The organism is Collinsella sp. AF23-4AC (assembly GCF_003462685.1).
Classification (GTDB): domain Bacteria; phylum Actinomycetota; class Coriobacteriia; order Coriobacteriales; family Coriobacteriaceae; genus Collinsella.
Genome location: NZ_QRVE01000001.1, coordinates 247,761 through 273,558 on the forward strand (window position 1 = coordinate 247,761; position 25,798 = coordinate 273,558).

General features: G+C 61.5%; 23 protein-coding genes. 8 read left to right on the plus strand and 15 right to left on the minus strand.

The window, feature by feature from the left end; genetic code table 11:
• Window positions 1–39 precede the first annotated feature (39 nt).
• The 6 genes from pstB to DWY05_RS01165 form a co-directional block, all read right to left on the minus strand.
• Window positions 40–912 carry a phosphate ABC transporter ATP-binding protein PstB gene (gene pstB / locus DWY05_RS01140; RefSeq protein WP_117820482.1) on the minus strand — a complete coding sequence of 291 codons (873 nt, stop codon included), beginning with the start codon at window positions 910–912 and terminating at the stop codon, window positions 40–42.
• The gene (pstA, locus tag DWY05_RS01145; protein WP_199409541.1) at window positions 909–1,835 is read right to left on the minus strand and encodes a phosphate ABC transporter permease PstA; all 927 of its coding nucleotides are present in this window, start codon (window positions 1,833–1,835) and stop codon (window positions 909–911) included. Before pstA ends, pstB begins: the two co-directional genes overlap by 4 nt.
• Window positions 1,828–2,736, minus strand: a complete 909-nt coding sequence (pstC, locus tag DWY05_RS01150; RefSeq protein ID WP_117820480.1) for a phosphate ABC transporter permease subunit PstC — start codon at window positions 2,734–2,736, stop codon at window positions 1,828–1,830. The genes pstA and pstC overlap by 8 nt, the downstream gene beginning before the upstream one ends.
• A gap of 25 nt (window positions 2,737–2,761) precedes the next feature.
• The gene (locus tag DWY05_RS01155; RefSeq protein ID WP_117820479.1) at window positions 2,762–3,700 is read right to left on the minus strand and encodes a phosphate ABC transporter substrate-binding protein; all 939 of its coding nucleotides are present in this window, start codon (window positions 3,698–3,700) and stop codon (window positions 2,762–2,764) included.
• Window positions 3,701–4,040: 340 nt separating this feature from the next.
• A complete protein-coding gene (locus tag DWY05_RS01160) occupies window positions 4,041–5,477 on the minus strand; it encodes a M20 family metallopeptidase (RefSeq protein ID WP_117820478.1) in 1,437 nt (478 codons plus the stop codon).
• A gap of 54 nt (window positions 5,478–5,531) precedes the next feature.
• Window positions 5,532–6,194 (minus strand): HAD hydrolase-like protein, encoded by a 663-nt coding sequence (locus DWY05_RS01165; protein WP_117820477.1) that lies wholly within the window; start codon window positions 6,192–6,194, stop codon window positions 5,532–5,534.
• A gap of 156 nt (window positions 6,195–6,350) precedes the next feature.
• Between DWY05_RS01165 and DWY05_RS01170 the strand changes: the two genes are divergently transcribed.
• A complete protein-coding gene (locus tag DWY05_RS01170) occupies window positions 6,351–7,211 on the plus strand; it encodes a DegV family protein (protein ID WP_117820476.1) in 861 nt (286 codons plus the stop codon).
• A 168-nt stretch (window positions 7,212–7,379) separates the two neighbouring features.
• On the opposite strand, the gene DWY05_RS01175 is transcribed toward DWY05_RS01170, so the two are convergent.
• The 3 genes from DWY05_RS01175 to DWY05_RS01185 form a co-directional block, all read right to left on the minus strand.
• On the minus strand, window positions 7,380–8,138 hold the full coding sequence (locus DWY05_RS01175) for a TIGR00730 family Rossman fold protein (protein WP_117820475.1): 759 nt from the start codon (window positions 8,136–8,138) through the stop codon (window positions 7,380–7,382).
• Between the two features lie 210 nt (window positions 8,139–8,348).
• Window positions 8,349–9,488: a tRNA guanosine(34) transglycosylase Tgt gene (gene tgt / locus DWY05_RS01180; protein ID WP_055250876.1), complete on the minus strand. Its 1,140-nt coding sequence runs from the start codon at window positions 9,486–9,488 to the stop codon at window positions 8,349–8,351.
• Between the two features lie 524 nt (window positions 9,489–10,012).
• On the minus strand, window positions 10,013–10,813 hold the full coding sequence (locus DWY05_RS01185) for an SDR family NAD(P)-dependent oxidoreductase (protein WP_006235414.1): 801 nt from the start codon (window positions 10,811–10,813) through the stop codon (window positions 10,013–10,015).
• A 294-nt stretch (window positions 10,814–11,107) separates the two neighbouring features.
• Here DWY05_RS01185 and DWY05_RS01190 point away from each other — a divergent pair, with 294 nt between their 5' ends.
• The gene (locus tag DWY05_RS01190) at window positions 11,108–12,871 is read left to right on the plus strand and encodes a hypothetical protein (RefSeq protein ID WP_117820474.1); all 1,764 of its coding nucleotides are present in this window, start codon (window positions 11,108–11,110) and stop codon (window positions 12,869–12,871) included.
• A 211-nt stretch (window positions 12,872–13,082) separates the two neighbouring features.
• Here the strand turns inward: DWY05_RS01190 and queA are convergent, their stop codons facing one another.
• The 3 genes from queA to DWY05_RS01205 form a co-directional block, all read right to left on the minus strand.
• Window positions 13,083–14,294 carry a tRNA preQ1(34) S-adenosylmethionine ribosyltransferase-isomerase QueA gene (queA, locus tag DWY05_RS01195; RefSeq protein WP_117820473.1) on the minus strand — a complete coding sequence of 404 codons (1,212 nt, stop codon included), beginning with the start codon at window positions 14,292–14,294 and terminating at the stop codon, window positions 13,083–13,085.
• 70 nt (window positions 14,295–14,364) lie between these two features.
• Window positions 14,365–14,940: an epoxyqueuosine reductase QueH gene (locus tag DWY05_RS01200; RefSeq protein WP_117820472.1), complete on the minus strand. Its 576-nt coding sequence runs from the start codon at window positions 14,938–14,940 to the stop codon at window positions 14,365–14,367.
• 10 nt (window positions 14,941–14,950) lie between these two features.
• The gene (locus DWY05_RS01205) at window positions 14,951–15,517 is read right to left on the minus strand and encodes a DUF3267 domain-containing protein (RefSeq protein ID WP_117820471.1); all 567 of its coding nucleotides are present in this window, start codon (window positions 15,515–15,517) and stop codon (window positions 14,951–14,953) included.
• A gap of 132 nt (window positions 15,518–15,649) precedes the next feature.
• Between DWY05_RS01205 and DWY05_RS01210 the strand changes: the two genes are divergently transcribed.
• Together DWY05_RS01210 and DWY05_RS01215 are read left to right on the plus strand one after the other, a co-directional pair.
• Window positions 15,650–17,800, plus strand: coding sequence for a class I tRNA ligase family protein (locus DWY05_RS01210; RefSeq protein WP_117820470.1), 2,151 nt, complete (start codon window positions 15,650–15,652; stop codon window positions 17,798–17,800).
• A 36-nt stretch (window positions 17,801–17,836) separates the two neighbouring features.
• On the plus strand, window positions 17,837–18,940 hold the full coding sequence (locus tag DWY05_RS01215; protein ID WP_117820469.1) for an RsmB/NOP family class I SAM-dependent RNA methyltransferase: 1,104 nt from the start codon (window positions 17,837–17,839) through the stop codon (window positions 18,938–18,940).
• Between the two features lie 24 nt (window positions 18,941–18,964).
• Here the strand turns inward: DWY05_RS01215 and DWY05_RS09910 are convergent, their stop codons facing one another.
• Window positions 18,965–19,135, minus strand: coding sequence for a hypothetical protein (locus tag DWY05_RS09910; protein ID WP_158558677.1), 171 nt, complete (start codon window positions 19,133–19,135; stop codon window positions 18,965–18,967).
• Between the two features lie 191 nt (window positions 19,136–19,326).
• Between DWY05_RS09910 and DWY05_RS01220 the strand changes: the two genes are divergently transcribed.
• Window positions 19,327–20,418 (plus strand): hypothetical protein, encoded by a 1,092-nt coding sequence (locus DWY05_RS01220; RefSeq protein WP_099431937.1) that lies wholly within the window; start codon window positions 19,327–19,329, stop codon window positions 20,416–20,418.
• A gap of 81 nt (window positions 20,419–20,499) precedes the next feature.
• Here DWY05_RS01220 and DWY05_RS01225 read toward each other — a convergent pair whose 3' ends face one another.
• A complete protein-coding gene (locus DWY05_RS01225; protein WP_117820468.1) occupies window positions 20,500–21,390 on the minus strand; it encodes a DegV family protein in 891 nt (296 codons plus the stop codon).
• Between the two features lie 320 nt (window positions 21,391–21,710).
• Between DWY05_RS01225 and DWY05_RS01230 the strand changes: the two genes are divergently transcribed.
• The 3 genes from DWY05_RS01230 (at window position 21,711) to DWY05_RS01240 (ending at window position 24,727) form a co-directional block, all read left to right on the plus strand.
• Complete coding sequence (locus DWY05_RS01230) at window positions 21,711–23,627, plus strand: fructose-1,6-bisphosphatase (RefSeq protein ID WP_117837159.1); 1,917 nt, start codon at window positions 21,711–21,713, stop codon at window positions 23,625–23,627.
• Between the two features lie 78 nt (window positions 23,628–23,705).
• A complete protein-coding gene (locus DWY05_RS01235; RefSeq protein ID WP_117629590.1) occupies window positions 23,706–24,101 on the plus strand; it encodes a GtrA family protein in 396 nt (131 codons plus the stop codon).
• Window positions 24,102–24,319: 218 nt separating this feature from the next.
• Window positions 24,320–24,727 (plus strand): GtrA family protein, encoded by a 408-nt coding sequence (locus DWY05_RS01240; RefSeq protein WP_117634919.1) that lies wholly within the window; start codon window positions 24,320–24,322, stop codon window positions 24,725–24,727.
• Between the two features lie 160 nt (window positions 24,728–24,887).
• Here DWY05_RS01240 and DWY05_RS01245 read toward each other — a convergent pair whose 3' ends face one another.
• Entirely contained in the window at window positions 24,888–25,796 is a 909-nt protein-coding gene (locus DWY05_RS01245) for a DUF4430 domain-containing protein (RefSeq protein WP_233503973.1), read from the minus strand.
• Window positions 25,797–25,798 lie beyond the last annotated feature (2 nt).

The window sequence follows — 25,798 nt, forward strand, 5'->3', positions numbered from 1 at the left end:
GGCAACCGTGGTCGCCGCGGGCCTCAAGCATGTCCCGGACTAGGAGAACATGCCAGTGAGGTAATCATTCAGCCGCTTATCCTTGGGCCGTTGGAAAATCTCGTCGGTCTCGTCGTACTCGACCATATCGCCCATGTAGAAGAACGCCGTGCGGTTGGAAACGCGCGACGCCTGCTCCATGTTGTGCGTCACGATGACGATGGCGCGCTCGGCCACAATCGACGACATAAGGTCCTCGATCGCCAGCGTCGAGATGGGGTCGAGCGCCGAGCAGGGCTCGTCAAACAGGATTACGTCGGGGTTGAGGGCGAGCGTGCGCGCGATGCACAGACGCTGCTGCTGTCCACCTGAAAGCGCATAGGCGCTCTTGTCGAGCTTGTCCTTGACCTCGTCCCACAGCGCGGCACCACGCAAGCTCTCCTCGACCATACGATCGAGCTCGTCACGGTCGGTGATACCGTGGCGCTTGGGCGCAAACGTGATGTTGTCGCGAATGGATTTGCGGAACGGGTTGGGCTGCTGAAACACCATGCCAATGGAGCGACGCAGCTCGTACGTGTTCTCGGTTCTGGTGTTCACGTTGCGCCCGCGGTAGTTGATCTCGCCCTCCACGCGGCAGCCGCGAATCTCGCGATTCATCAGGTTGAGGCTGCGCAAGAAGGTCGACTTGCCACAGCCAGAAGGCCCGATGAGCGCCGTGATCTCACCCTTGTGGAAATCGAGCGACGTATTGTGCAGCGCATGGTGCTCGCCATAGTACACGTTAACGTCCTTGGTGGAGAGCACAACCTCGTCGCTCACGGCCTTGCCGCTCACGCGCACGCGCTTTTCGCTCTCCCCCACGCTCGACAGAAAGTCCTGGGTCTCGGACGCGGCCGCTTCGGTTGCGGGCGTCGCATTTATCTCGCTCATTCGGCCGTCATCTTCCTTGCCAGTTGCTTGCCCACGATACGGGCGACTACGTTAAACAGCAGCACGCAAATCATCAGCAGCGCCGCGGTGCCCCAAACGATCTGCTGGGCCTCGGGGCTGCCCTCGCCATAGATCTTGTAGATGTGCACGGCGAGCGACTCACCGGGGCGGAACACGTTCCAGGCGCAGGTGGGACTCGACAGGTTAAAGCTCAAGAAGTTCAGGCGAACCGGCGAGCTCATGCCCGAGGTAAAGAGCAGCGCTGCAGCCTCGCCAAACACGCGGCCGGCCGAAAGCACGATGCCGGTCACGATGGCGGGCATGGCCTCGGGGATCAGGATGTGCAGCGTGGCCTCCCAGCGAGTGAGGCCCATGGCCAGGCACGCATCGCGCTGGGCCTGCGGCACGTCCTCGAGCGCCTGCTGAATCACGCGCACCAGGATGGGGATGTTGAACATGGTGAGCGCGACGGCGCCGGAGATGATGGAGTACTTCCAGCCCAGCTGCACCGAGAACACTAGAAAGCCAAACATGCCGACGACGATGGAGGGCAGCGAAGACAGCGTCTCGATGGCGGTCGAGGCGATGTCGCGGATGGGTCCGTCCGGCGCGTACTCAACCAAAAAGACCGCACCGCCCAGGCTGATGGGCACCGAGATGATCAGGGTGATCAGCAGCAGATAGAACGAGTCGAACAGCTGATAGAGCACGCCGCCCTGGGTTCCGTTGGCGCGCGACGGCTGCGTGAGAAAGCCCGGCTGGAACAGCGTCGAGATGCCCTCGAACAGGATGTAAGCCACCATGGAAACGACGATGAGCATGACGATGGCGACAATCACCGTCAGCACGCCCGTGGCGATGCGGTCCTGCTTTTGGACACGCCCGAGTCTCGCCTCGTCGATATGGATGCGCGTGCTAGCCACGAGCCTTCGCCCCCTTGCGGCCAATGAGATGGATGATCAGGATAAAGATGAGGCTCATGCCCATCAGCAGCAGACCGAGCGCCCACAGAACATCGTCCTGGGCCGAGCCCTCGGCATAGACCGCCATGGATGTGGTGAGCGTGGTGGTAATGGTGGACGCCGGCGACAGCAGCGACGTCGGCATGGCCTCGATGCCGCCGATAACCATGCGCACGGCGAGCGTTTCGCCAAAGGCGCGGGTCATGCCCAGGATGATCGCGGTCATGAGCGAGGGCATGGCACTCTTGAGCACCACGTGCCAGATGGTCTGCCAGCGGGTGTAGCCCAGCGCGAGCGAGCCCTGACGGTAGCTGTCGGGCACGGCGCGCAGGCCGTCGACCGAAAGCGTAGTCATCGTCGGCAGAATCATGACTGCCAGTACGATGGCACCGGGCAAGATGCCCAGACCCGTGCTCACGTGGAAAACGCTCTTCATAAGGCCGACGACCACGTGAAAGCCGATCAGGCCAAAGACGACCGAGGGAATACCGGTCAAAAGCTCAATGAGCGGCTGAAAAACCTTGGAGCCAAACTTAGGCTGAATCTCGACCGCAAAGATGGCAGAGCCGATGGCGATGGGCAGTGCGATGAGCGTGGAGAGCACCATGACCGCAAACGAGGTGACGATCAGGGGCAGGGCGCCAGTGTAGGGCAGGCCGTTTTCGGCCGTGTTGGCCAGGTCCCACTTGGTACCGGTAAAAAACTCGACGATCGAGACGCCGTCCTTGAAAAAAGCCGAGAGGCCCTTTTGGGCGACCATAAAGATGAGCGCGGCAACGACAAGCGTCACGAGCGCTACGCACGCACCCGTGACGCCCAGGCCCACGTTCTCAAGGTCGCGCTTTGGCAGCTGTTTTGCCATTGCAAACCTTTCCGGGGGCGATTGCTTATTTAGCAGAGACCTTGCCGCTGGCGTCCTTGACGACCTTCATGGCAGAGACGGGGATAAAGCCCTGCTCCTCAACGAGCTTGCCCTGGACGTCGTCGGAAAGCATGAACTCCAGGAAGGCCTTGGTGGCCTCGTCGGCGTCCTTCGCGCAGTACATGTGCTCGGTAGCCCAGATCTTGAAGGAGTCGTCGGTGACATTCTTGCTCTTGGGCTCGACGCCCTCGACCTTGATGGCGTTGAACTTGGAGTCATCGAAGTGCGAGAAGTCGAGGTAGGAGATGGCGTTATCGGTGCTGGCCATCTGCGTCTGGACATCGCCGGACTTGTCGAGCTCGGCATCGCCCTTAAAGTCGACGGCCTCGTCGCCAAAGACGGCGGCCTCGAAGGTGGCGCGGGTGCCGGAGCCGGCCTTACGGTTGAGGACGACGATCTTGGCGTCGTCGCCGCCAACCTCCTTCCAGTTGGTGATCTGGCCGGAGAAGATGCCCTTGAGCTGCTCGAGGGACAGGTCGTCGACCGTGACGTTCTTGGAGACGACGGGGCCCATGCCCACTACGGCGACCTCGTGGTCGACGAGGTTCTTGACCTGGTCGGCCTCGAGCTTGGTCTCGGCAAAGACGTCGGAGTTACCGATGGTGACGGTGCCGGCGGCAACGGCGGTCAGGCCCTTACCCGAACCGTTGCCCGAACCGGAGATGGAGACGTCCGGGTTGGCGTCCATGAACTTCTCGGCAGCAGCCTCGACGAGAGCCTGGAACGAGGAGGCGCCGTCGTAGGTTACCTCGCCCGAGACGGACTCGGCAGCAGCGGCGCTACCCTTGTCGGCGGCGTCGGATGCGCCGGAGCCGCCGCAACCAACGAGGCCGAGACCGACGATGCCGGCAAGACCACCAGCGAGGCCGAGGAACTGACGACGAGAATAAGCCTGATCGAGCATGATCTTCCTTTCATACATGCGACTCGCGGGCACCCCGCCCGCTTTGCTGTTTGGAAAGATACGGCCTCGATCGGGCGGCGTCCGCGCCAACTGCTGTTTCTTACGGGCATTTGATAGACCCTTACCGCAAGCTCTGCCCAGCCTTTACAAACGGATAACAATCCAGCGCCGAACATGGCGCACCTTTTACACCAGAGCAAAGTAGTCATTGGGGACGTTCTTGTTTGACTAGTCATTTAAGAACGTCCCCAATGACTGCCCCACCGCAACAGAAAAAGCCCGGGCCGAAGCACCGGGCTCGTAATGCAGGTTTGTATCCAAGCAGGATATAGGGGAAGCCCTACAGCTCCAACTCGTTGAGCTTTAAGATTGCCACGATGTAGATCTTGAGCGCCTGCTTGAGCTGTTCCTCGTTGGCGCACTCGTTGGGACCGTGCATCTGGCCGCCCCACGCGGGCAGCTCCAGGCCGGTCTCTTCGGGGCCAAACGAGACGGCGCGGGCAAAGTTGCGCGCGTACGTGCCGCCGCCCATGGCAAAGGGTTCGGCATGCTTGCCGGTGAACTCGTTATAGGTATCGATAAGCGCCTTCACGGCCGGATCGTCGGCAGACACCGAAAACGGCACCTTCGCGCGACCCAGCTGGCACGTCACGCCAAAACGGCCCACGAGCGGGTCGAGCTGCTCGCGGATGGTATCGGCACTCGTGCTGTCGGGGAAGCGCACGTCGATGACCTGCTCAATATGGCCATCCGCCACGCGGATGACGCCAGCGTTGCAGGTGAGCGGGCCAAACGCCGGACTCGTCGCATCGATACCCAGGCCGCGGCCATAGGCATCCGCATGCACAAAGGCCAGGAACTTGACGAACTCGTGCTCGGCAGGCGTCAGCAGGCGCTCGTCGCGTGCACCAAACGCGTCCTCGGCCTCACGCAGATACGCCACGATGAGGCCGACGGCATTGATCGTTCCCTCGGGCATCGAGGCGTGACCGCCAATACCGTGGGCGAAAATCTGCGCATGCCCGTTATCGAGCGTCGTGATCTCCAGGCGGTCGGCGTTCTCGACCGGCGCCGGCAGCTCATCGGCGGCAATCGCGAGCTCGCAGATGGACTGCGACGGAATGGCATTGCTTGCCTCGGCGCCGCTCCAGGACACGATGCGCCCGCCATCGATCTTGGGGCTCACAAACGTCACCCCAAACTGGCCCTTCTCGGCATTGCAGACCGGAAACTCGGCATCGGGCGTAAACAGAAAGTCGGGGCCTGCGTAGTTCTCCAGATAATGGTGAACGTCGGACATGCCCACTTCCTCATCGCAGCCCAGCAGCGCGCGGATGGTGTAGCGCGGAACAATGCCGTGCTTGAGAAGGTAGGCGCCGGCGTAGAGCGACAGCACCGCCGGGCCCTTGTCGTCAATCACGCCGCGACCGAGCAGCCAGCCCTCGCGGCGCTCCATGGCGAACGGGTCGGTGTTCCAGCCAGGGCCGGCGGGAACCACGTCCACGTGGCAGATAGTCGCGAGCTGCTTGTCGCCGCGGCCCGGGATATCGGCGATTCCCACATAGCCCTCGTCGTCGCTCGTCTGATAGCCGAGCTTCTGCGCGATACCGAGCGCGCAATCGAGCGCGTCACGGACCGGGCGGCCAAACGGCGCGCCGGGCTCCGCATCGGCAGAAACTGCCACGGACGGATAACTCACCAGCTGCTCGATATCGGCGACGACATCCTCCCAGACCTCGTCGACATACTCGGCGACGCTCTGCTCCACCTGATTCATGGACGACCTCCTTACCAATGAGCGGCAAGCGCACCCGCCCCTCACATTAAATTCCTAGATAGAGAAAAGTTTAGCAAGCTCTGCCACCGAGTGCACCACCGCATCGGCACCCGCCGCCTCGTGCTCGCCCGGCGCCGCCGCGCCCGAATAGATGCCGATGCACGGTACGCCCATCGCGTGCGCGCCCTCCACGTCGTTAAAGCGGTCGCCGATCATCACGGCCTCGTCGGCAGTCGCGCCAAGCGCCGCCAGGGCGTCGCGGACCGAATCGGCCTTGGTCTCGCGCCCCTGCGGCGGATTCATGCCAACCACCGCCTCAAACTGAGAAAGCCCCAGCTCATGCACCATGTCGATACACTTTGCCTCCAAGCGAGACGTCGCCACGGCCATGCGATGACCCTGCGCCGCCAAGCCATCGAGCAGCTCGGGGATTCCGTCGAACACGGGATACTCCTCCGGACCCAGCTCGTCAAAATAGGCACGGTACTCGTCGGCCACCACGAGCGACTCCTCGCGCGTAAAGTCGTAAAAGTCGTGGAAGCTCTTCCACAGGGGCGGCCCGATCATGCGGCGCAGGTCACCCATCTGCGCCTCCGAAAACCCGCGCGCGGCCAACGTTTTGCGTGTCGAGGTCATCACCGCCCGACCCGTATCTGCCACCGTGCCATCGAAATCAAACAGCACGACCGGCCGCTTGTCTATCTCCAGCGCCTCCATCGGTATCCCTCTTCCCCAGTTGACGATTTCCACACCGACACTTCAAACTGTTGACTATTCAACAATTGAACCCAGCAATGTAGAGCAACTCCACTATACTTGTCGCACTTTGCTCTCAGAAGGCGGCGCCGTCGCGCCCCAACGAAAGGTGCAATTATGTCTTTTGCCATCATAACCGACTCCACGTCGGACATCTCCCCCGCCCGTGCTCAAGAGCTTGGCATTTACGTGATTCCGCTGCATGTGATTATCGAAGGCGAGGACCTGCTCGACCAGGTGCAGATTACCGCCGAGGAGTACGTCGCCCGCATGGCAGGCTCCGAGCAGCTGCCGCACACCTCGCAGCCGAGCGCCGGCGAGTTCAAGGCGCTGTTTGACCGCGTGCGCGCTGACGGCTACGACAGCGCGATCTTTATCTCGCTGTGCAGCGAGTGGTCCGCCTGCTATTCCAACGCATGCCTAGTCGCCGAGACCCACGAGCTCGACGTGCGCTGCATCGATTCGCGCACCGGCTCGGGCGCCGAGGGTCTGCTGGTGGAGTACGCGCTTGCCATGCGCGAGGACGGCCGCAGCTTGGACGAGACCGAGGCGCAGATCCGCGCGACGTTGCCCGACGCCCATCTGCTGCTGATTCCCCGCACGCTCGAGAACCTGGTCAAAAACGGCCGCGCCCCCAAGCTCGCCGGCCAGCTGACGCAGATGCTCAACATTCGCCTGGCCGTTTCGCCGGAGTGGAAATCGGGCGAGATCAAGGCCATCAAAAAGGGCCGCGGCGCCAAGCGTATCGTCGCCAACACCATGGCAGACTGCCTCGCGTTTTTGGACGAGTACCCGGGCTCAAGCGTGCGCGTGCTCACGACCGGCGCCGCCGAGGAGCAGGAACTTGTCAACGAGGCGCTCGCGGGCCAGGACTACGTAGACGCCGGCGCCGGCACCATCGGCTGCACCATCGCCACCCATGTAGGCGTCGACGCCATCGCCATCAGCTACTGCCCCCGCTACCAGCCAACTCGCTAGGGACGCCCACATCAGTTGCGGTGAAATAGGGACTGTTTTTGGCTTATTAGCCGCCAATCAATCCCTATTCCACCGCAACTTAGAAGCAGTTCATTTGGGACGGGGCTAAAAAGACTGGCATGTAACGTTACGCACCGGTCTTTTTAGCCCCGTCCCATTTTAGCCACTCTACATCAGCCCGCTCAGGGCAATGTCAACGGCCTCGTTGAGGTCGTCGGTAATGTGTACCAGATCCGGATCGAGCGGACTGATCATGCCGGCGTCCATCACCGGACCGTTGAGCCAGTCGAACAGGCCCTGCCAGTACTCGCTGCCCACCAGCACGAGCGGCATGCGCTTGACCTTGTGCGTCTGCACCAGCGTGAGAACCTCGAACATCTCGTCGAGCGTGCCAAAGCCGCCGGGAAATACGATGGCGCCCGAGCTGTACTTAACGAACATGGTTTTGCGCACAAAAAAGTAGCGGAAGTCCATGCCGAGGTTCACGTATTTGTTGAGCCCCTGCTCGTGCGGCAGTTCGATACCCAAGCCGACCGACTTGCCGTTGGCGCTCGCCGCTCCCCTGTTGGCTGCCTCCATGACGCCGGGACCGCCGCCGGTGATAACCGCCACGCCGCGCTGGGCGATTTTGCGGCCGACCGTGCGCGCCGCCTTGTAGAGCGGATCGGTCTTGGGCGTGCGGGCACTGCCGAAGATGGTCACCGCGGGCCCGAGCTCGGCAAGCGCGCCGAAGCCATCGACAAACTCTGCCTGAATGCGCAGCACGCGCCAGGGGTCGGCGTGCAGCCAGTCAGTCGACTCCTCGGGCGCCAGCAGGTTGGCGTAGGTGTTGTCCTTAGGAATCATGGGGCCGCGCATGACCACGGGGCCGCGGCGGTACGTCTCGTCGTAGGCGGGCTCGCCCTCGACATTCTCATTCCTAATCATGGGTACTCCTATCGAAAATAGAAACGGGCGGGGTCGACGCCATGCGCCAAACACCCGCCCGAACATCAACTATTCGGTATGGTACCCACGATGCATCAAGTGCTTGCAAGGCATCGGTCAGCGGTCACGCAGACCGTGTTAGCGAACGCGACGACCAATCGCCGCTTGGCCTTTGCCGTTGTTCACGCCCCGCAAACGCGCCCGCGGCTCTTAGTAATCCACCGCCGCTGGGCTGTTCATCCAGTCACTCACGAACGCGCCGTAACGGCCCTCGATAATGGCCTGGCGGGCACGCTGCATAAGGTTGAGCAGGTAGTAGATGTTGTGCATCGACAGCAGAATGCCGCCGAGCATCTCCTTCTGCGTGACCATGTGACGGATGAGCGCACGGCTGTAACCGCCCGTGCACACCGGGCAGGTGCAGGTGGGATCGATGGGACCGTCGTCGTGCGCAAAGCGCGCGTTGCGGAAGTTGAGGCGACCCTCACTGGAGAACGCCGTACCCATACGGCCGGTGCGCGTCGGCAGCACGCAGTCGAACATGTCGATGCCCACGCCAACGCCGCGCACGAGCGTGGTCGGGTTGCCGACGCCCATCAGGTAGCGCGGCTTGTGCTTGGGCATGTACTCGCTCACGAGCGGCGCCAGGGTCTCGAACATGGTCTCGTGGTCCTCGCCCACCGAGTAGCCACCAATGCCGTAACCGGGGAAGTCGCCGCACTCCTCCAGATGGCGCAGCGAACGCAGGCGCAGATCCAGGTGCATGCCGCCCTGAACGATGCCAAAGAGCGCCTGGTCATCGCGGGTATGCGCCTTATAGCAGCGCTCGGCCCACATGCTCGACAGCTCAACGGCGCGCTCAACGTAGGCGCGCGTGGCGGGATAGCCCGGGCACTGGTCGAGCTGCATGCAGATATCGGAGCCGAGTTTCATGGCGATTTCCATGTTGTCCTCGGGCGTCCAAAACACGTGGCGGCCGTCGTAATCGTTGACAATAAAGCGCACGCCCTCATCGGTGAGCTTGACGGCATCGTTGTGGCTGAAGACCTGGAAACCGCCCGAGTCGGTGAGGATGGGGCCGTGCCAGTTCATGAACTTGTGCAGGCCGCCCAGCTCGGCGATGGTGTCCTCGCCGGGACGCATGGACAGATGATAGGTATTGGCGAGCACGATCTGGGCGCCGAGCTTCTTGACAGTCTCGGTAGGAATGCCCTTGACGTTTGCCTTGGTGCCCACGGGCATAAAAATCGGCGTCTCGATGTCGCCGTGCGGGGTGTGCAGTACGCCGGCACGCGCGTGCGTCGTCGGGTCCTCGGCGATCAGGTCGAATTTAAAAAGGTTCTGGTCCATAAACTGGAACTCCTTGGTTGCGGTTCATACGCAAACCATTATACGGGCAACCCGCAAGAAGCACCGACTCGACAGAAACTGGCGCAAGAGGTGGCGCGGCAGGGACACGGCAAATGAGCGTGGATTTTTGGACGCTTACCGAATGAGCGTGGATAATCTCCCACTTTTGCCCAAAACACAGACCAAAAACGGGAGATTATCCACGCTCATTTTACGGCTAGTCATTGGGGACGTTCTTAAACGACTAGTCAAACAAGAACGTCCCCAATGACTAGCCCAACCACGGAAACGCCGATGTTTTGGCACCGACAGCGAAAACCCGCCAGAGCGAGCAAGGTGCCTTCAAGCAAAATGGCGCCGCAGGTTGAGCATAAGTCAGCGAGCGGGCCGCATTTGAGACAAGGTGACGTGAAACGAAAGGGCGCTGACCTTCTGGTCGCGCCCTTGAAGTTGAACGTCAGATTGTCCAAATGCGGCCCGCGCAGCGTCGGCCGGTTACGCGGGTTGGTAAAACCGCGTAACCCCTAAGGACGCTGGCCCATGCCACCCTCGAGGGTGACGGTCTCGCCGTTCATATACTTAAAGTCGGGACCGCAGAGCTGAACGACAACGCGGCCGATTTCCTTCTCGACGTCGCCGTAGTGGCCAGCCGGCGGCATGTGGACGTTGGCCTTGAACGCCTCGGGATAGGCATCCTGGAAGTTCTCGAGCGCAGCGGTCCAAGCAAGCGGGCAAACGATATTGACGTTGATGCCGTCCTTGCCCCACTCGTTGGCAGCGACGCGGGTCAGACCGCGGATGCCCTCCTTGGCAGCGGCGTAGCTGCACTGGCCATAGTTGCCAAACAGGCCGGCTCCCGAAGCAAAGTTGACCACGGAGCCCTTGGTCTCCTTCAGGTGCGGGTAGGCCTTCTGCATGTACAGGTAGGTGGCATACAGACCGGAGTAAATGGCGAGGTTGAACTGGTCCATGGTGTGGTCGGCGATGGTCACGCCCGAAGCGCTGGCCTGAGCATTGTTGACGACGGCGTCGATGCGGCCGAACTCCTCAATAGCCTTGTCGATGACGTTCTGGACGACGGCCTCGTTGTCCTGACCAGCCGAAACATCGGCCTGAACAGGCAGAACCTTGACACCGTACTCGGCCTCGAGAGACTCCTTGGCGGCCTCGAGCTTGGCGACGTTGCGGCCGGTGATGACGAGGTTTGCGCCCTCCTTGGCAAAAGCGATATCGATGCCGTAGCCGATGGAACCAGCGGAGCCGTCCTTAAGTGTGGCCTTGCCGCCGCCGGTAACGATCACGGTCTTACCAGTGAAAAGTCCCATACAAAGTCCTTTCAAATCGCGACGGGCCTGCCCGTCGACTGCGCGCATCCAACTTCACGCGCCAAAAGCTGAAATGCAACTTTAACGGGTTCAAGTGAAAAGAAAAGGCCTCGGCAGGCGAACGGCATAACGTCTTTCGGCGAAGGGATTGTCAAGTACAAACTGGATAAAGTGGCCGAGTTTTTGCTATCGACGCGAGCCATCGAACACGTTTTGAAACTTTGCTGCAGCGCGCGGGATGTCGGCGCGAGACTTTATCATAGGGTGACAAACAACGATGAGGAGCACATGCCTATGACAGACGAGCTGGACCCCCAGACTCAACAGCATATTGATGATTCCGCAGACGTCACTGCAGATGCCGACGCTGTGACCTGCGATGATATTGACCTCGACGACCCCATCTTGGACGAAAGCGCTACGGCGGAAACCCCTGGCGCCGAAGATGCAGACGAGCAAAACGACGATGCGCCCGCTCAGGACGACGACCCCGTACAGGATGCCGCTCCGCAAGCTGCGGGCCCCATCGAGGTTTCTTCGGAAGAAGAGCTCGACGCCGTCATGGACTCCATGATGGATGCCGTCAAAGCGATGAAAGACGCCGTGGCCGACGCTGACGTTGACGCCGAGGAAGAGGAGGCCGCCGAGGCAGCCTCGACCTTCGTACCCGGCGAGACTCCGGTTGCCGACCAGGGCAGCACCATGCCCTCGTTTCTGCAGCTCGAGCATCCCACGATTGGCGCCGATGCGGTCGACCCGCACGCAGCAGGCTTTTCTGTAATCGAGGGCGGTACCGGCAATATCGCCGTGCCGCAGGCTGCCGATGCGGACGCTGCCGACACCGCTCGCCCGACCGCCCCGCACTCCTCCGCCGCGAGCCGCGATCTGGGGACCGCTGTCTCGAACACTGCGAACGCCGTGGGCACCTTTATCGCCCAGGGTGCCTCGGCCATGCGCGAGATGAACGCCGCGAAAAAGGCACTTGCCGATGCCCGCGCCCACCTGGCCGAACTTGAGCAGCGCATTGCCGATCAGGCCGAGGAACTCGAGACGCGCCAGGATATCGCAGGCCGCTACGACCAGATCGTCGCCGACCAGCGCCAGGCGATTGCCACGGCCCAAAAGACTGCAGCGGCCGCCGAGATTGACCGTGATGCCCACGCCGCCAAAGCGACAGGGCTCAAGGGTCAGCTCGAACAAATGAAGACAGAGGATGACGCGACTGAGCTCCGCCTGAAGGCCGCGCTCGACGCCGTGGAGGCCCGCGAGGCGAGCTCACGCGAGACCGGCAACCGCCTCGTTCGACGTCTTGAGGATTCCAAGCGCATCCGCGACAAGGTGAAGGCAGAGCGAGACGCCGGCATTGCCGCCGCACAACAAACCGTCGACGCCACGCGCGCCCAGCTCGAGACGCTGCGTCATGAGTATGCCGAGCTGCAACGCAATCCCTCGGCAAATCCCGCCAACTATACGGTGCGCACCAGCGAGCTCTCGATGCAGATTTCCGACACGGCAGATGCCCTGCGTAAAGCCGAAGAAGATGTCCCGCGCATCACCGCCGACCTTGAGCACTCGCTTGCCGCAGCCGAGCAGGCCGTCGAGCAGGCTCAAGCCCCTATCGCCGACGCAAAACGCGCGCACCAAGCCGTGACGACCGAAGCCGATACCGCGCGCGACGAGCTGCAGACGGCGAAGACCGCCGCCGCGACTCGTCAGCGCGAACTGCGCGAGAAGATCGCCGCGGAGGACAAGGCACGCCGCGAGCAGGAGCAGACCATCGCCAACGCCCAAGCAGATGCCGCACATGCGCAGTCGATCATCGAACAGGCGACCGAGGTGCACGACCACCCAGAGATCACCGAGTCGCTTGCAGGGTCCTTGGCCCGAGACAAAGCCGAACACACCGAGACCGAGCGAGAAGTCGCCCAGCTCGAGGCCACCGAGGACGCGGTGCGCGAGCGTACCCGCGACTCACGCATCAAATTCACCGGCGCCATCGTCTGCATCGTCGCCGCAATCCTGGTGATCATCCTAGTCTGGCTGTTCGCGAGCAAGTAGTCGTTCAAAAACGTCCCCAAAGACTACTTTTCGCCAGCAACGCAAACGCCAATGTTATGGCAGAGTCAGCGAGCGGGCCGCATTTGAGACAAGGTGACGTGAAACGAAAGGGCGCTGACCTTCTGGCCGCGCCCTTGAAGTTGAACGTCAGATTGTCCAAATGCGGCCCGCGCAGCGTCGGCCGGTTACGGCGTTTGGAAAACGCCGTAACCTACAAAATGAGCATCGCGTCACCAAAGCTGAAGAAGCGGTAGCGCTCCTCGATGGCGGCGGCGTAGGCATCCATGATCTGGTCGCGGGTGGCAAGTGCGCTCACAAGCATCATGAGCGTGGAGCGCGGCACGTGGAAGTTCGTGATCAGAGCGTCGACCACGTGATAGGTCGAGCCGGGCATGAGGTAGAGCTGCGTCGTCGCGTTCTCGCGCACCACGATGTCGCCGCGGCCGAGCGTGTCAGCGCCGTCCTCGCGGCCCTCAAAATAGCGCGCCGTCACAGCCGGATCGGACACCGGAGCATCGGCGTCAAACGCGCTCTCGAGCGAGCGCACCGCCGTGGTACCGACAGCAATCGCACGATGGCCCTCGGCCTTCGCCTTATGCACGGCGTCGACAACCTCCTGCGACACGTGGTAGCGCTCGGTGTGCATCACATGCTGCGTGGGATCGTCCTCCTCCACCAGACGGAAGGTATCGATGCCCACCTCGAGTTCGACGGCGGCAAACTTGGCACCCTTGGCCTCGATGGCAGCCATAAGCTCGGGCGTAAAGTGCAGACCCGCCGTGGGAGCGGCAGCCGAGTGCTCTTCCTTCATGGCGTAGACGGTCTGGTACTTCTCGGGGTCGCCCTCGTAATCGGTAATGTAGGGCGGCAGCGGCACGTGGCCGGCAGCATGGATGGCCTCGTCGAGCGTGCGCGGGTCGCCGGCGGCATTGCAACCGGCCGGCTCAAAGCGCACCAGACGGCCACCGCGGCTATCGGTAACAAAGTCGATGACCTCGGCCGTCAGCACCACGGGAGCCCCCTCGGGCGCATGGGCGCCACCGGCGCGATACTCAATCTGAGCACCGGGCTTCAGGCGCTTGCCCGGCTTGACCAGGCACTCCCACACATGGCCGAGCGGATCCACATCCTCACGGCGCTTGAGCAGCAGCGTCTCGACCACGCCACCCGAGCCGGCTTTGCGACCGATCAGGCGGGCCGGCATCACGCGCGTCTGGTTGATGACGAGCACGTCGCCCGGCTCGATATAGTCGATGATGTCGCGGAAGATGCGGTGCTCAACAGTACCGCCGTGCTCCAGCGGCTTCCCCGCCTGGGAGCCTTTGCGATCCACCACCAGCAGGCGGCAGGAGTCGCGCGGCTCGGCAGGAGCCTGGGCAATCAGTTCCTCAGGAAGGTTGTAGTCAAAATCATCGGTACGCATAGACACGTCTGATACTCCTTATATAGCTAAAGTCCGCTCTACATCCTAGCAGGCTGACGTCCCAAACGAACTACTTTTTGGCGGCTTTGCGCTCGTCGCGGATGCGGGCGCGGTCCATGGCCGCCTCGACAGCAGAAAAGCGGCAGCCGCAGTAGTTCTGTCGATACATGCCCAGTTCGCGCGAACGGCGCGTAGCCTCGGGATAATACGGGCGAAAATCGCGAATGACCGGGGTGAGCCCACGTGCCGCCGCCAGGCGCTCGAGTACGTCATTGCAGGTGTCGAACAGCTGGTACGGCGAGACGGCGAGCGTCGTACCCACATATTCAAACCCGCGCTCCTGGGCAACGCGGCATGCCTCGGCCAAGCGCAAGGCATAGCACGCGCGACAGCGACGGGGACGATCGGCACCCAGCGGGGCCACGCCGGTCTCCCAGCGTTCGCGGTCCTCCCCGGCCTCGATGAGCTCGATGTCGCCATCGGCACACCACCGGCGCAGCTCGTCCAAACGCCGCCGCCATTCATCGTGAGGTTGAATATTAGGGTTGGTCCAGCAAATCGTGGGCTCAAACCCCTCCTCGCGCAGCAGGCGAACCGGCTCAAGCGAGCATGGTGCGCAGCACGCATGCAGCAACAACGACTTCATCGACATCTCCTCACCCAAAAAAGCGCACGCCAAAGGACGTATCCTCGCAGGCGACAATGCGGCGGTCGCGCAGGATGGTCCGCACGTAATACCAATCGCCCACGCAGCCCGACAAGTGCAGACCAGCCGCCAGGTAGCACAGCAGCGGATAGTCCGAGAACGCAAACCCCAGGGCAAATGCTGTCGTCACAACAACCGTCGGCGCCAGGCAAACCGCCATGTACCGCCGGCGCGAATACACAACGCCCTCGGCGCAGGCATAGATCATCGCCGTCTCGAGGTTCGCCCCAAAGGTCACGCGCGCGCCCGCAGGAGCCAGCAGCTTAAAAAACACCGCATGTACCAGCTCGTGCACGGCAAACGACGCCATTGAGACCGCAGTCAAGCCGACTATCCAGCCCACGACAGCCATCCAGCCGCCCGCCTCAGCCGCGTCCAAGTCCGCAGGCCCGCCCAGCAGCATAAACATCGGCACCAGGCACACGGCAAACACCGCGATCACGGCCATCCCCCACACAAAGCAGGCGTGTAGAAAATCCTCGTCCTCAAACGCATGTATGTTGGAAATCTCATTCATAGCATCTTAGGATAGCGCCCCTGCCACGTACCCGTCCGCATGTGCGATAATGTCGAACGATATGCACGAATTGACCACCGCGTCGCCAGGCCTTGCGCCCGGCCGCGCTCTCACCATATGCGAAGGAGTCCCATGGCATCCAAATACTCCATGAACGACCGTCCCAGCTGGCCTCGCCGCGCCATCGTTACCGCCGGCGAGCCCTACGGCAACAAGGGCCTTCACTTTGGCCACGTCGGCGGCGTCTTTGTCCCGGCCGACTTCTTCGCCCGCTTCCTTCGCGACCGCCTGGGCCGCGAGAACGTCATCTTCACCTCGGGCACTGACTGCTACGGCTCGCCCATCATGGAGAGCTACCGCAAGCTCAAGGAGAACGAAGGCTACGATAAGTCCATCGGCGAGTATGTCGAGTCCAATCACTCCCGCCAGGCCGCGACCCTCAACAACTACAACATCAGCTGCGATATCTACGGCGGCTCGGGCCTTGAGCCGGCCGCGCAGATTCACAACGAGGTAACCGCCGAGATTATCAAGCGCCTGCACGAGCAGGGCACCATCTCCAAGCGCTCCACGCTGCAGTTCTACGATGCCAAGGCCGGCACGTTCCTCAACGGCCGCCAGGTGATCGGCCGCTGCCCCATCCAGGGCTGCAAGTCCGAGAAAGCCTACGCCGACGAGTGCGATCTGGGTCACCAGTTTGAGCCCGAGGAGCTCATCGCGCCCAAGAGCCAGCTCACCGGCGAGGTGCCCGAGCTGCGCCCGGTCGACAATCTCTACTTTGACCTGCCGGCCTACCTCGACTTTATGAAGACCTACACCGCCAAGCTCGCCCAGAACCCGCAGGTTCGCTCCGTGGTCTCCAAGACCATGGAAGAGTGGCTGCTGCCGGCTCAGCTCTACATCCAGAACAAGTTCCGCGAGGCCTTCGATGCCGTCGAGGACCAACTTCCCGAGCACACCGTGTTGGAGCCCGAGGGCAACAAGAGCAGCTTTACCGTCACCTTCCCCAGCTGGAAGGAGCGCGACGATGCCCACGCCGTGCTCGCCAACGGTGGCGTGCGCTTCCGCAGCGGCAAGGCACTCGTGCCCTTCCGCATCACCGGCAACATCGACTGGGGCGTTCCGGTGCCCGAGGTCGATGGCGTGACCGACGTCACCTGCTGGTGCTGGCCCGAGAGCTTGTGGGCGCCCATCAGCTATACGCGTACCGTACTCGCCCGCGACGCCCGCGCCGCCGGCGTGACCGAGGGCGTCGCCGCCCAGGACGCCGCCCTCATGGGCGAGCCCGCTGCCGACTCCACGCAGGTGCCCGCGCCCACCTACCAGCACAGCTCGCTCGACTGGCGCGACTGGTGGTGCTCGGACGACGCACAGATCTACCAGTTTATCGGTCAGGACAACATCTACTTCTACTGCATCGCGCAGACCGCCATGTGGGAGGCCCTGGGCTGGGACCTCACGCAGAGCACCGTCAGCGCCTGCTACCACCTGCTCTACATGGGCAAAAAGGCCAGCTCGTCCTCGCAGACGCCTCCCCCGCCGGCAGACGACCTGCTCAACCACTACACCTGCGAGCAGATGCGCGCGCACTGGCTGTCGCTCGGCCTGTCCGAAAAGCCGGTGAGCTTTAGCCCCAAGGCATACGACACCCGCGTGACCGGCAAGGACAAGGACGGCAACGAGGTGCGCGCCTGCGACGACAAGCGCGTCATCGATCCGGCCCTTAAGGAGAGCGCGCTGCTGACCGGCGTGTTCAACCGCCTGGCCCGCAGCTGCTTCTACGGCGTCGCCGTCAAGGAGGGCGACGAGAGCCCCTATCGCAACGGCTGCATCCCCGCCGGTGCGGCCTCTGCCGCCGTGGTCGAAGCCGCCGAGCAGGCAGCTCTCGCCTTTGAGCAGGCTATGTACAAGTTCGAGACGCACCGCGCGCTTGCCGTGTGCGACGACTACCTGCGCGCCGCCAACAAGCGCTGGAGCGATGCCTCCAAGGCCGCCAACAAGCTCGAGGGTAACGAGGCAAACGCCGCAATGACGCAGGCCCTCGTCGACGCCTTTACCGAGCTGCGCGTGGCGACCGTGCTCATGCACGGCATCGTCCCTGCCGGCTGCGAGCTCATCTGCGAGTACTTCGACGTTGACCCGGTCGCCTTCTTTAGCTGGGACAACATCTTCGCCTCCACGGACGAATTTGTGGAGAGTCTGGGCGAGAAGCCCGGCGAGCACCGCGTAAAGCCACTGCCCCCGCGCTTCGACTTCTTCAGCAAGCACGAGAGCCAGTACTAAACACTCGACATGTAATGGAATGGGAAGGAAAGACGGATGTCCAAGCCGCGTCGTCGTAAGCAGAAAAAGCAGGTCAAGGCCGAGCTCAAGCTCAGGCAGTTTGCTGCTACCGAGCTTTCCGACCAGCTTGCCGCCCAACACTCCGCCGCCGACCTACCGCGCTTTATGGTCGACACGGTCGCCGGCGCCTATGCGCCCGCCGATGCCGAGCTCATGATCGAGGGCTTCGGCGCCGCGGCCACACGCCCGGTCACGCTGCGCGCCAACACGCTCAAGGCAACCGTCGAGGACATCGCTGCGGCGCTCGATGCCGCCGGCATCGCTCACAACCCCGTCACCTGGTACCCAGACGCCTTCATCCTGCCCGAGGCCCAGGTTTCCGATCTGTGGGATCTCGACATCTACCGCGACGGCAAGATCTACCTGCAGAGCCTGTCGTCCATGATGCCGCCGCTGGTCCTGGGCGCTCAGGTAGGCGAGGACATCCTGGACATGTGCGCAGCCCCTGGCGGCAAGACGACGCAGATCGCCGCCCTCACGCAGGGGCAGGCGCACCTTACCGCCTGCGAGATGAGCATTCCCCGCGCCGAGAAGCTCGAAGCCAACCTCCACCGCCAAGGCGCAAAAAACGTGCCCGTCATGCGCACCGACGCACGCGAGCTCGACGAGTTCTTCCGCTTTGACCGCATCCTGCTCGACGCTCCCTGCACCGGCACGGGCACCGTCATCAGCGGCAACGAGAAAAGCCTGCGCGGCCTGACCGAGCAGCTGCTGAGCAAGTGTGCCCGCTCGCAGCGAGCACTTCTGGACCGCGCCATGGGAGCCCTCAAACCGGGCGGCACGCTCGTCTATTCGACTTGTTCGATCTTGCCGCAGGAAAACGAGGACGCCCTGCAAGAGGCCCTCGACAAGCATATGGACTGCGAGCTCATCCCCCTCGACGGCACGCCAAGCGAAAGTGAGGCACGCCGCGCCCAGGAAGCTGGCGAGGAGCCGCGCATCGAGTCCAACGCCCTGACCGAGGCCATTGCCGCGGGTCAGGTATCGGCCATCGCCAACGGCCTGCCCGGCACGCTCACCATTCCGCCCAGCCGCGAATTTGAGGGCTTCTACATTGCCCTGATCCGAAAACGCAGCTAGCGCACGGATCCAAAACTCAACAAGCTATCTCCGTGCGCGTTTGCTCTGCTGGTCGCGATGCTGTTTAAGCGTCGCGCGCTCCTTGCGTTCGGCCCTTTTGCCCTTAATGGCCGTGACCACAAAGTAGATGACCGCGGCGGCAACGATTGCGCCCACGCACAGGCCAATCGAGCTAAACATTGCTGTCAATTCCATACCGCGTCACCTCTCTTTTAAACGGGACATTCAAGATAGCACCTCAATACCCGCCACCACAGCTCCTTCACGTTCGCCGGCCCTTCGGTCTAACGGATGGCGCGGCGGGGAAAAATCAACTCGTCAAACGATTTAGCATTCGCAATTCCGGCTGCATCGCGCCGGCCGTCATCACATAGAATCGAGCTTCCATGGATACCCTCAACGATCTAAATGAGCGCGTCGACGCCTTCGTCGGCACCAGCTCTTTCGACACGCCTGCCGCGGCAAACGACCAAGCCCCCATCGATGTGCCCGCCGAGGTTCACGAGGACATTGTCGCCTCGGTCGATTTCTCCGAGGTCGAGCTCGCAGACGAGTTCACCGAACCCCAGGTAGCCGTCACGCCCAACGGCCTGCTCCCTATGGAGCCCCTGCCCATCGACGGACGCCTGCGCAAGGCGGCCCTCCGCATGCCCGACGAGATTGAGGAGGCCAGCGGCTTCACGCTCTTCGGCCGTCGTATCAAATCGCTCATCTACACCACCGACGTCGCGGTCATCCGCAACTCCAACGCCGATGCCGTCTTTGCCGTTTACCCCTTCACGCCGCAGCCCGCCATTACGCAGGCGCTGCTGACCGTCGCCGAGTGCCCGGTCTTCGTAGGCGTGGGCGGTGGCACCACCACCGGCAAGCGCTCCGTTCAGATGGCAGCCGTCTCCGAGATGCAGGGCGCGGCGGGCTGTGTGGTCAACTCCCCCGCCACCGCCGAGATGGTCGAGCACATCACCAACATCGCCGACATCCCCGTCATCGCTACGGTCGTTCGCTGCGACGACGATGCCCACGCCAAGGTGCGCGCTGGAGCCAAGATTCTCAACATCGCCGCCGGCAAGAACACGCCCCAGGTCCTACGCGAGCTGCGCAAGCACTATCCCAACCTGCCGCTCATCGCGCCGGGCGGCAAGACGCCCGAGAGCATCCGTGAAACCATCGCCGCCGGCGCCAACGCCATCATCTGGACGCCGCCTTCGGCCCAGCAGCTACAGACCGACATGATGCAGCGTTATCGCAAGATGAAGGAAGACGCCACACCTGTCATCTCGCACGACGATGTGCCCATTATCGACCAGGTCTCCGCCGCCGAGGTCAGCCAGGTCGAGAACATGAATCCCGACGTGCCGATTCCCGACGAAGTCATCGAGCGCGTCGCTTCGATCCACGAGCGCGTCGAGGAGCATCGCGCCAACCGCGGCCTCAAGCCGTCACTGCACGGCTTCTTCTTCCGCGGAAAGAAACGCTAACCCCAACAGCAAGGCCCGCCCCACAAACGTGAGGCGGGCCGTTTTCGTTTGAGCAATCATGCAGCGATGTGATGGGGCAAACTAATCCACGCGCTTGTCGCCCATAAAGAAGAGCGCCACCGTACCAGGTCCGGTATGCGAGCCAATCAGAGTACCGATGTTATTGATCTCAATCTTGCCTTTAAGCTGCGGAATCTGTTCCTCGATCAGCGCCGCAACTGCCTCGGCATCCTCGCGGCACGCCGAGTGCGACATGACGCACTTACCCGAATAATCCGCACCGTCCTGCACGTGTGCCATCATGGTCTTAGCCATCTCGGAAATCGCGCGCTTCTTAGTGCGAATCTTCTCACGTGGCGACAGCCCACCTTCGCAATCGACCGTCATAAGCGGGCAAATCTTAAGCGCCGTGCCGATGATCGCGCTCGCAGCCGAAATGCGACCGCCGCGCAGGTAGCTCGACAGATCGGTCGAGAAGAACCAGTGGTGCAGGTTGAGCTTGTGCTCCTCGATCCAGGCAGCCGTCTCGTCGAGTGAAGCCCCGCTATCGCGCACGTCGGCGGCACATTCCGCCAGCAGGCCAAAGCCCGAAGACGCCGCCAGCGAATCGATGACGCGCACCTTGCCGCCCTGGGGATAGCGATCCGCAAGCATCTGCGCCGCAACGCAAGCCGAGCCATACGTACCCGAAATACCCGACGACAACGTCAGGTGCAGCACGTCTTTACCCTCGGCAACAAGCGGCTCCCAAAACTCCTCGTACTCACCCACGCTCACCTGAGACGTCTTGGGCATGGCGCCTGCGGCAATCTGGGCAAAAAACTCGTCCGGCGTAATCGACTGATACAGATCGTCCGTATAGACAACATCGTCGAGCTCGTAATGAAAACACACGACAGGGATATTGCGCGATTCAAAGAACTCCCGAGTTCGATCGGCGGCGGATTCACAGGTCAGGACAAAATCACTCATATGAGGCTCCTTACTCATTGCTGCGCAAATTATCGCACAGTGAGCCTACATACGGTACATATGTCCACTATTTACCAAATCGAACCAAAAATAGCGAACATCTTTACCACCATCGTTTCCACCGACCCCACGCATAAATATCTGAGAAAACACCCTCTATCGTCTCCACTCAACCGCCATATCTACCTCCACTAAATCGATTTACCAAACCGTTCGGCTAACAATTCGGCCGCCCATCCCCAATCGAAACAAAAGCGGCGCATACTGATAAACGTTTGACGCTGTTTATCAGTTTTACCAGCCCTATCGGAAGGTGTTTCATGGTCGCATTCGATCGCAATCCGCAAAACTTCAAGTATCTGCGCCTGCTGTCGAGACAGTTTCCCACCGAGCAATCCGCGTTTACCGAGATCATCAACCTCTCGGCCATCCTCAACCTGCCCAAAGGCACTGAGCATTTTATGAGCGACGTGCATGGCGAGTACGAAGCCTTTATGCACATCCTCAACAACTGCTCGGGCGTCGTGCGCGAGCATGTCGACGAAATCTTTGGCGACACGCTCTCCTTTGACGAGAAGGGCGAGCTGTGCACGCTCATCTACTACCCGCGCGAGAAGATCGAGCTGGTCCGCAGCCAGCGCGAGGACTCGCCCACCTGGTACAAGACGATGCTTGACCAGCTCATCATGGTCGCCCGCTCGCTTTCGAGCCGCTATACACGCTCCAAGGTGCGCAAGGCCATCCCACGCGATTACGCCTACATCATCGACGAGCTGCTACACACGCATCCGGACGAGAACAACTATCGCGTGCGCTATCACGAGCGCATCGTGGAGTCCATTCTGGAGACCGCCAGCGCCGACGACTTTATCGAGTCGCTTGCCTCGCTCATCAAGCGCCTGGCCGTCGACCACCTGCACCTGGTGGGCGACATCTTCGACCGCGGCGGCGGCGCGGCCAAGATTATGGACTGCCTGCTCACCTACCATTCGCTCGATATCCAGTGGGGCAACCACGACCTGCTGTGGATGGGCGCTGCGGCCGGTGAGCCCGCCTGCATCGCCACGGTGCTGCGCAACAACCTACGCTACGACAACTACGAGATCCTAGAGAACGACTACGGAATCTCGCTGCGTGAGCTTGTCGCCTTTGCCGATGCCACCTACACCGCCGGTGAGTCCATCACCCCGCTGATCAAGGCCATCAACGTTCTGCTCTTTAAGCTCGAGGGCCAGATTATCCAGCGCCACCCCGAGTTCGACATGACCGACCGCCTGTTACTCGACAAGATCGATCACGACACCGGCACGGTCACGCTCGCCGACGGCAGCGTGTGGCCGCTCACGACCAACGACTTCCCCACCGTCGACCCGGCGGACCCCTATACGCTCACGTCTCAGGAGCAGCACATCATCGACAAGCTCGTGTCCGAGTTTGTCACCGCCGATCACCTGCATCGCCATATCGATTTCCTCTATTCCCACGGCTCGATATACAAGGTCGCCAACGGCAACCTGCTGTTCCATGGCTGCGTGCCGCTCAACGAAGACGGCACCTTTAGCAGCATGAACTGCCTGGGCACCTGGCACGCTGGCCGCGATTATCTCGATTTTTGCGACCACATCGCCCGCCGCGCCTGGCGCGTGGGCGACCGCGACGCTCTCGACTGGATGTGGTACCTGTGGATTGGCTTTAACTCACCCGCCAGCGGACGCCTGGTGCGTACCTTTGAGCGCGCCTATATCGCCGATAAGAGCACCTGGGTCGAGCCGATGGACCCGTACTTTACGCTTACCAAGTCGCCCTCGGTCTGCGACGACATCATGCGCGAGTTTGGCGTCGCGCCCATGGCATGCTCACCGACCGGTCACATCATCAATGGCCACACGCCCGTTAAAACCACCAAGGGCGAGCAGCCCATCCGCGCCGAGGGCAAGCTGCTGGTCATCGATGGCGGCTTCTGCCGCGCTTACCATCCCAAGACGGGTATCGCCGGCTATACGCTCATCTCGAGTTCGCGCGGCTGCCGCCTCAAGTCGCACCGGGCCTTTACGACGGTTGCCGAGGCACTCACACGCAACGTGGACATCGAGAGCGAGACCAATCGTTTTGACCAAGCAGACCGTCGCCGCATGGTGAGCGACACCGATTCCGGTGCCAAGATTCGCAGCCAGATCCAAGACCTGCGTCAGCTGCTCGATGCATATAGAAACGGTGCTATCGAGGAGCGCGCCTAGCCCCGTCTGCAGGGATTGGCTAAACTTGCTGAGTTTGTCATCCCCACGGCGCTGCGGCGCCACCCTAAGGCAGGTACCATGCAAAAGCTCCTTGCGCAGATCATGAAGTTTGGCGTCGTCGGCGTCATTGCCACGGTCATCGACTTTGGCATTATGAATCTGCTCCACTACGGTCTGGGCCTCAACATCCTAATCGCCAACACCAGCGGCTTCATCATCTCACTCATCTTTAACTACCTCGCCAGCATGAAGTACGTGTTTGCACACAAGGAGGGCATAAGCCGCCGCCGCGAGTTCATTATCTTTGTCGTGCTGTCCGTGATCGGCCTGGCACTCAACGACGGTATCGTGTTGACACTCAACGCCGGCCTGGGACTCGAGGCCAATATCGCCAAGATCTGCGCCACCGCGCTTGTCATGGTCTACAACTTTGTGACCCGAAAGATCTTCCTGGAAGGCGACGAGACCAAGTAACTTGCAACCTTACAGCTTTACGATGCCCACGGATGACGCGCGTCGAGCGCTGTGTTGTTCGTGGGCTTTGCTCGTTTACGGGCAAATTTTCAACGTTTGCGGATTAGCTCTTGAAAATTTGGCAAGTTCGTATAGTTCTTGGCAAAGACCTTACGTTTCCCTTGCAAAAGCTCTAAAGTATCCTCTGCTCAATTCATCAACGCATTGGATGTGATTACGTGCGCAAGGCACTGGCACAACCTCATACCAAGCAGTTCCTCAAGTTCGCTGTCGTGGGTCTCGTCTCCTTTGGCATCGACTGGGGTATGCTCATTGCGCTCGTCGAGCTGTTTCACCTCGACTTTTTGATGAGCACCACGGTCTCGTTTACCACGTCCGTCGTGGTCAACTACTGGCTCAGCATGAAGTACGTGTTCGACCATCGCGAGGGCATGAGCCGCAAGCGCGAGTTCACGATCTTCACCATCCTGTCGGTGATCGGCCTGGGCCTCAATGACCTGTACATGTTTGTGGGCGTCACGTTTTTGAGCATCGGCTACCAGGCCATGAAGGCCATCGCCACGTTCTTGGTCACCTGGTACAACTACTTTAGCCGCCGCTTCTTCCTCGAGGGCGCACGGTCGTAGTCGATTCATTATTAGCTTGAATGTATAACCGGTTGGAATTCCCATTCCAACCGGTTTTTTTGTTTGCCGACAGACCCGGCGACCCAGTCCCATTCACTTGAAAAACGGGCGGCCCGGATGTTTGTCCGAACCGCCCGTCTGGCGCGCTATGTCGAAGCCTCTAGCCTGTAACGTAATACCAGACCACGTTGTCGCCGTTGGAGAGAACGTAGTTGCTGCAGGCCGTCATGGGCGTTGAGCCGTTGACGGAGTACATCCAGCCGCTCGTGCCGCCGTACTGTTTCTCGGCCAAACCACCAATCGCGGAGACATACGTGCCGTACGACGAGCCATGTGCGTTGACGGAAAGACCCAGCGCGCACAGGGCATCGTAGACGGTAGCGCCTTCGTTAAAGGTAAAGGTGCCACCAGAGGACACAGGATTGCCCACAGCGCTCGATGTGACCGAAACCGTCACCGTGACGTAGCTGGACTCCTGCGAGCCGCTCTGGCCGCCCGAGGAGACGTTTCCACCATTAGAGGATGAGGCTCCATCAGACGACTGGCCACCGCCCGAAGAAGCACCGCCAGACGCATTGGAAGTATCACCGGTTCCCGTATTTTGGGCAGCGGATTTATCGCCAGACTTCTTGCCGTCCTGGTCCTCGGACTTCTTGTTATCCGAGTTCTTGTCCGATTCCTTGTTTGAAGACTCGGAATCGTCCTTGGACTTGGACTCATCAGAATGCTTGGACTCATCTTTTGCGTCATTCGATGACTTGGAATCCTTGGAACTGGCCTCGCCCGAAGCGGCAGACGAGCCAGACGCCTTGGTGTCCTTGGTGACGACGCTCTCCCCCGACACGGTCTGAATGATCCAGTCGATAGACCAGGCACCGCTTGTGGAAGGATGGACGAAACCCAGCGAGACGACGATCAGAATGGTGCACGCGGCAGTCAGAACGCCGAGGAGCGCCTTGCGGCGAGGGGCGGACGCCGCCGAAGCGGCGCCCTTTTGCTTTGCATCGTCAAGCTGGATAAACGAGGAATCTGGTTGCTTGGGGTCAGCGTCCTTGGATTTATTGGACAAAG